The 6,734-nt window shown below is 64.5% G+C and carries 5 protein-coding genes; 1 reads left to right on the top strand and 4 read right to left on the bottom strand.

Annotated elements, in window-relative coordinates; genetic code table 11:
- Positions 1-523: 523 nt before the first annotated feature.
- From OXI69_00380 to OXI69_00365, 4 genes are all read right to left on the bottom strand, one after another.
- Positions 524-1,150, bottom strand: coding sequence for an integrase family protein (locus OXI69_00380; protein MDE2664584.1), 627 nt, complete (start codon positions 1,148-1,150; stop codon positions 524-526).
- A 198-nt stretch (positions 1,151-1,348) separates the two neighbouring features.
- The gene (locus OXI69_00375; protein MDE2664583.1) at positions 1,349-1,582 is read right to left on the bottom strand and encodes a hypothetical protein; all 234 of its coding nucleotides are present in this window, start codon (positions 1,580-1,582) and stop codon (positions 1,349-1,351) included.
- Positions 1,583-1,753: 171 nt separating this feature from the next.
- Complete coding sequence (locus tag OXI69_00370) at positions 1,754-3,433, bottom strand: sulfatase (GenBank protein ID MDE2664582.1); 1,680 nt, start codon at positions 3,431-3,433, stop codon at positions 1,754-1,756.
- Positions 3,434-3,444: 11 nt separating this feature from the next.
- Complete coding sequence (locus OXI69_00365; GenBank protein ID MDE2664581.1) at positions 3,445-4,836, bottom strand: sulfatase-like hydrolase/transferase; 1,392 nt, start codon at positions 4,834-4,836, stop codon at positions 3,445-3,447.
- 344 nt (positions 4,837-5,180) lie between these two features.
- Here OXI69_00365 and OXI69_00360 point away from each other — a divergent pair, with 344 nt between their 5' ends.
- Entirely contained in the window at positions 5,181-6,695 is a 1,515-nt protein-coding gene (locus OXI69_00360) for an aldehyde dehydrogenase family protein (GenBank protein MDE2664580.1), read from the top strand.
- Positions 6,696-6,734: the final 39 nt, after the last annotated feature.

The raw sequence follows: 6,734 nt of genomic DNA, 5'->3' as shown, positions 1-6,734 counted from the left end.
CCACGCAGGGCTACGTCCGCATCCGCAAGGTCTCGGGGGCCAATCCCTTCCTGGCCTACGGGGTGGTCAACGACGGCGGGGCCCCGGGTCAGAGAACCGGTGACGGTGCCTATATCCCGGCTCGGGAGTAGACACTCAAAGGAATCAACCACTGGGACGGCCGGCACCGAAGCTCCCGATTCGGATCGACCGAGGTCCTTCCGTGTTGGGCCACCACTTCCGAGAAAGCCTCTATATGTCAACTTTTGAGCGTGACGTATAGGGATGTCTGGTGGGAATCATGACCAACCGCAAATTCCGCCGCAGGAAGCTGGTCCCTATTCAGCGATTCGGAATACCGGTCACGGTCCCGTACCCGCAGACGCGGAGATGAATCGGAGCAGGAAAACCCGGCCTCGAACGGCCGTGGGATGATCGACGATTTCCGCCTCCGGGGGACAAGGCGGTATAGACCGACCAACGCGCCACCCGAAACCTCACAACAGCCCCGTCGGTGTCGCTTCTTGCGTCATCGAAGCCTCCGTCATGGGAGTGGGAGAAGGGAGCGGTGGGAGTGATGGGGGGCCAGGGGAGAACTCTCCCCCACCTCCCGGGGATGGTCGGTCTCTTCGGCCGCCCAGTCCCGGAAGCTGGAGCGGAACCCGTGCGGCACGGCCGCAATCCCCCGCTCGCGGGCCAGCCACCGCAGCTCCTTGTCATTGAGCGGCTTCCCCTGCCCACGGGTGAACACCAGAGGACCGGCTCCCCGGCCTAAGGTCCGTGCCGCCTCGAGAATCTCCAAGGCGCGGCCACACAGCGGCACCCGGTGCCGGCGGCTGGCCTTCATCCGCCTGGCCGGGGCGGCCCATACACCAGCGTCCCGATCGATCTCCTCCCACTCGGCCCAGCGCACCTCACTCCACCTGGCCGCGGCCAGTGGAACCAGGGCGTGGCTGCCGAGACCGAGCTCCCGGCGGCGGCCACGGACGACGAGGCGCTGAATCCAGCTGCGGGTACGGCTGGGCTGGAGGAAGAGGCACAATCCGTTTCCATCGGGGTGTCTTCCGGGGGAAGCGGAGCGGAGGAAGATGGCCGAGAGGGCGTTGCCCGGATGGCGGCCGGTGGGCTTGGTTTCGGGTCGGACCGGTGCGAGGTTGCTTACAGTATCCATCCCTTTGTTAAATGGGGGATGGCAGTGGATTGCACGGGATGTTGGTGGCAATTCCGGCCACAGCAGATCTTGGATAAGACACTCATAAATAACACAGTTATAGACTGTACTGGACGAAGACCAACCTCACCGGACTTTTTATGACCGTTGCTGCGGCGGCAGCAGGTGACCCGGTGAGAAATGAGGGCTTGGGTAGGTTCAGGTCAGCAGATATTTGATGACGGCGCCTCCAATCGATAGACCGATAGCGCCCAGAAAGACATTCACATACTTCAACCCGCCCTGCAGCCTGGAAACATCTGCCCTCGTGTCACCAACTTCCCTGGACAGATCGGTCCGGACCTGATGGATGGCATTGGTTAGTCGGACTTCCATCTCACCCATGGCCTTGGTCAGGCGCAACTCCAATTGGGCGATTTCTTCGTTGCTCATTGTTCCTTGTCCCTTCGCCTGTTGACCATCCGGCTTGTCGATCAAACTTGTGGACCCACGCCGGATATCATTGATTCTTTTTGCGCTGCATGTAACTGGCTGAGGGAGTGCCTTGATGATATCACGGCATCGTCAGAACACAGCACCAATGCCGCTGCGCAATCTGGGAGGTCATTTGGCGGGACCCTTGCCCCCGGGCACACTCCCTTCCTCAGGAGGCCGCGCTGCTCGCCAGCCGGCCTTCATCTGGCGGGCGAGCTGTTGCACGGTGCGGGCGCTGGTTGGGGAAGCGGCCAGGTTGACCAGTTCCAGGGGGTCGGCGGTGTGGTCGTAGAGTTCGGTGCCCTTGATGCTGCCGTCCAGCCCCACCCATTCGGTGTATCGGTAGCGGTCGGTCCGCATGGATTGCCCCAGGCTGTGGTCGTGCCGGGGGAAGTGGCTGAAGGCGGCCTGCTTCCAGGACCGTTCGGGATCGTTCAGCAAGGGAACCAGGTCGCTTCCCTCCACGTGCTTGGGAACGGGCAGGCCGGCCAGCCGGCAGAGGGTCGGATAGAGGTCCACCAGCTCCACCAGCGACTCGACCCCCGAAGGTTGGGAGCGCCCGGGCGCAGCAATCAGCAGCGGCACTCGAGTGGCCCACTCGAACAGGGTCATCTTGGCCCAGGTGCCGTGCTCGCCCAGGTGCCAGCCGTGGTCTCCCCAGAACACCACGATAGTCTTTTCTGACAGCCCGTAGGTTTCCAGTGCCTGCAGCATCCGTCCCACCTGGGCATCGATGTAGCTGACACAAGCCAGGTAGGCTTGCCAGACCCTGGCCTGAAGGAAGTCGGAAATTGGTCCGCCGGCAGGAATTCCGCGGTAGCTGCGCAACTCCCATCCGGCAAAGCGCAGCGCCTCTTCCCGGGTAGAGGGATACTTGGGGAAATCCAGGTCGATGCGCCAGACTTCCCGGGCCCGGGGATGCCAGTAGGTCACCGAGTTGTAGATCGACCAGAGAGGCGCGCCGGCCGGCGGCTGGCGGTGCTGTGGCAGCCGGATGCGGTCCAGCGGATACTTGTCGAAGTATTTCTTGGGGGCGACCAGGGGCAGGTGGGGGCGGTAGTAGCCCACCGCCAGGAAGAAGGGTCGGTCCTTCAGGGCTGCCATGGCCGCGATGGCCTGTCCGGTCATGCGTCCGCCGTAGAGGGTCTCGTCGGGCACGTCGGGAGCCTGAATGGGGGGACAATCGTTTCTGGGCGCGATGACGGTGGGCACCTGCGCCCGCTTGGAGAACTCCACCCCGGCGATGGCCGCTTCGTCCACCGTCTCCCACATCTCCCGCTTGCGCCCCGGCGAGCTGGGCACCGACCAGCCCTCGGGATGGTCGGTTTCGTTGTGGTAGATCTTGCCGAAGGACTGGGTGTGATAGCCGTGATTCTTGAAGTGCTCGGGGAGGCTGGGGCTTGCCCGGAACCGCTGGCGATCGAAGGGGTGGCGATTGGAATAGTGGCCGGTGGTGTCGGGACGCAGTCCGAACATCAGGGACACGCGCGAGGGACTGCATTGGGGGGCCTGGCAGTAGGCCCGGCGGAAGGTGGTCCCGCGGGCGGCCAGCCGGTCGATGCTGGGAGTCTCGACGGCCTGCTCGCCGTAGCAACCCAGCAGGGGCCGCAGATCGTCGGCGGCGATGAACAGGACGTTGGGGCGGTCGCCGGCCGTAGCGGCCGGAGGAGACGCCGCCAGCAGCGGTAGCGCGGCCGCCAGCAGGATGCGGACGATCGGTCGGGAGAAACCTCCGCTCTCGAGTATCATGGTGTCAGCCTCGCCCTTCTCCAGGTCCCCGCCTGAATGGTCCAGGTCACCGGTTCGCATCGCCGCCGGCACTATTCCTTTCGCGGGTTCCACCAGCCGTCCAGCAGCCGTTTCATCTCCTGCCGGCGGTTCCTCAGTTGGGGACTCCCGGCCAGATTGTTCAACTCGTTGGGGTCGGCAGTCAAATCGAACAGCATTTCCCCCTCATCCGAACCCTCGGGGAGAATCAGCTTGTGATTCCCCCAGCGCACCCAGCGGAAGAGGACCTCGGCTTCTGGCTGTTCCAGTTCCATGGCATAGCCGCGATAGATCTCGCCGAAGACCGGCCGCGCAGGAAGGGTGGACCGGCCCCGGATCACCGGCATCAGGTCCATCCCCGGAAGCTCCGCCCCCGTCTCCGCGATGCCGGCCGCGGCCAGCAGCGTCGGCACCAGGTCGATGGTGCTCACCAGGCCGGCATGGGTGCCGGGTCTGGCCTGGTCCTCCCAACCGATCAGGATGGGAGTCCTGATGCCCTGCTCGAAGGGGGTGTTCTTGCTGCGCAGCGACAGGTTGGGATTCTCCGGATCCACCATGTAGCCGTTGTCGACCACGAAGACCACCAGGGTCTGGCGCAGCAGATCCCTTTGTCGCAAGGCGCCCAGCAGTTCTCCCACGGTTTCGTCCAGCCAGGTGATGCAGGCGTAGTAGGGAGCCAGGTGGTCGGGTACCCGGGAATCCTCCACGTAGGGCTCGAGGTGCCGGCGGGGCGGGTTGTGGGGCAGATGGGGCAGGAAAGGCGCATACCAGACGAAGAAGGGCATTCCGTCCGCGGCCGCCCGGTCGACGAAGTCATGGATGGGCTGCAGGGTCTGCCGTCCGATGGTCAGTCCGGCGTCGCCGTTGCCGTGCCCCGATTTCATGCCCAGTCGCGCAAAGGCCGGGTCCTTCTCGATCGGATGAGGCCGGGCCAGGGTCATGCCCTCGTCGAACCCCGCGTTGGCGAAATCGCCTTCCCAGTGCTTGCCGGTCTGCAGCGTCCGGTATCCGGCCCGGGAGAGCAGGCGGGGAAGGGTGTCCACCCGGCGCACGAGGTAGCTGGCTCGATGCCGGTTCTCCAGGGAATGGGGCAGATCGAAATAGGGGCGGTTGAAGGTGACGCCGCTCTGATGGGGGTAGAGCCCCGTCAGCAGGGTGGCCAGCGAGGGGCGGCAGAGGCTGTTGGGGACGTAGCCGTTGACGAATCGGGCCGAGCGTCTGGCCAGGTCGTCGATGTGCGGGGTCCGCACCAGCGGGTTGCCCATGAAGCCGAAGTCGCCATAGCCCTGATCGTCGGCGATGATGAGCAGGATGTTGGGAGGAGCGGCCCAAAGATGGCCGGCCATTCCCAGGAAAAACACCGCCAGGACAAGAACTGGGAGCCCCCTCCCGCGTTGCAGGCTGGGCGGGCGCATGCCGGTTGAAGACACCTCGTTTTTCAGCATCTCTCAGCCTGGATTTCCGGCCGTCGGTCGGGATTCTGCCGGCTGATTGGTCAGGAGCAGCGGATCGGGTTCCGACTCCGCCAAAACCGCCTGGAGCCCGTGAAACCGAACATCCGAGGTCCCGCCGTTCCCTGATGGATCCGCCGGAAAACACCGATTGTGCAGCCTGGGGAATGGTCTGTCAATCGGTCCGGCAACTGCGATAGAATGCCGCGCGAAACGGAAATTACCGCGCCATTGGATATGGCCCCGGGGCCCCCACGGGGACGGCCCGGGGTCGAGACGCCCAACAGCCTCTATCCGGACGGGCGATCGCGACCGGCGGCCGCCCGGAATAATCTGCCATGCTCAGACCATCAATCGAGCCCCGGACCCGCCAGGGCAGAGAATATATCGCGGGGGAATGGAAAGCCCACCGGGAGGAACTGGAGGTGCTCAACCCCTCCGACCACTCCGTCATCGGATCGGTTCCCGTCTCTCAAGTCGAAAGCCTGGATCGGGCCGTGGCCGCGGCCAACGATGCCCTGGGCACCTGGGGGAACCACTTGAAGTGGTCCTGGGTCCGGCGGGCCGAAGTGGTGGATACCTGGGTCCAGCAGGTTCGCAAGCACCAGTCCGAGCTGGCACTCCTGATGGCGATCGAGAGCGGAAAGCACCTGGACGAGTCCAGTGCCGACGTGGTGGAGGCCATCCACATGCTGCAGTATTGCGCGGGCCGGGGCCGCCAGCCCATCGGCGAACGGGTAGCCTCGGAAATCCCCGACAAGGAAGCCGAGATCTACCTGGCCCCGCGCGGCGTCTGCACCGTCATCACCCCCTGGAACTTTCCGGCGGCCATTCCCACCTGGCTGATCGGGCCCGCCCTGGTCTGTGGCAATCCGGTGGTCTTCAAGCCCTCCGAGGAGACTCCCTTGACGGCCCAATACGTGGTGCGGCTGTTCGACCTGGCGGCCCGGGAGCACGAGGCGCCTCCGGGCGTGCTCAACCTGGTCTACGGCTCGGGAGAGGTGGGGGAGCACCTGGTCCGGCACCCGGACACGGTGGGACAGCTCTTCACCGGCTCTCATGGGGTGGGGTCCAGGGTCAAGCAGATTGCCGCTTCCCACTACGACAAGTTCGCGGTGTGCGAGATGGGGGGCAAGAATTCGCTGATCGTGCTGGAGGACGCCAACCTGGAGCTGGCCGTCAACTCGGCCATCCTGTCGGCCTACAAGACCACCCACCAGCGATGCGTGTCGGCGGACCTGTTGATTGTCCAGAAGTCGATCGAACCCGAGTTCACCCGGCGCTTCCTGGAAGTCACCGACCGGGTCCGCTTCGGAGATCCGCTGGACGCTGCCTTCCTGGCCGGACCCCTGATCAATGAGAAGGCGGTGGACAAGTTCGAGGCCTGCGCTTCCCGGATCGAGGAGGAGTGTGAGGACCGCCTGCGCCAGGGGAGTCGGGAAGGCCCGGGCAACTTCGTCCGTCCCAACGTCTTCCGGATGTCCCATCGCCCCGGGACCTTTGCCCTGACCCAGGAGTTTTTCACCCCCAACGTGGTGATCGTGCCGGTGGAGGATTTCGAGGAAGCCATGCAGGTGGCCAACGCCAGCGAATTTGGGCTTTCCATGTCGCTGATGACGGATGACTTCCGCAAGATGAGGGAGTTCAAGGTGCTGGGCAGATGCGGTCTGAAATATGTCAATCTGCCCACCATCGGCGCCGAGGTGCACCTGCCCTTCGGGGGCATGAAGCGCTCCGGCACGGGCATGCCGTCGGCGGCCTGGCTTTTCAACTACATGTGCCACGCCACCGCTTTTACCGTCAACTACGCTGAAGAGATCAAGATGGCCCAGGGCCTCTCCGCCAAGGTGTGATCGGGGGCATTGAACTGCACCGCATCGGAGAGTGGTCCC

The organism is Acidobacteriota bacterium (assembly GCA_028875575.1).
In the GTDB taxonomy this organism is placed as follows: Bacteria; Acidobacteriota; Terriglobia; order Versatilivoradales; family Versatilivoraceae; genus Versatilivorator.
Note: the sequence above shows the minus strand (reverse complement) of the source record. Positions and strands in the feature narration are given on the sequence as shown.

Coding starts and splice junctions, on each gene's coding strand:
- OXI69_00365 (MDE2664581.1), bottom strand. CDS start 4,836: ATGCTGAAAAACGAGGTGTCTTCAACCGGCATGCGCCCGCCCAGCCTG.
- OXI69_00360 (MDE2664580.1), top strand. CDS start 5,181: ATGCTCAGACCATCAATCGAGCCCCGGACCCGCCAGGGCAGAGAATAT.
- OXI69_00375 (MDE2664583.1), bottom strand. CDS start 1,582: ATGAGCAACGAAGAAATCGCCCAATTGGAGTTGCGCCTGACCAAGGCC.
- OXI69_00380 (MDE2664584.1), bottom strand. CDS start 1,150: ATGGATACTGTAAGCAACCTCGCACCGGTCCGACCCGAAACCAAGCCC.
- OXI69_00370 (MDE2664582.1), bottom strand. CDS start 3,433: ATGCGAACCGGTGACCTGGACCATTCAGGCGGGGACCTGGAGAAGGGC.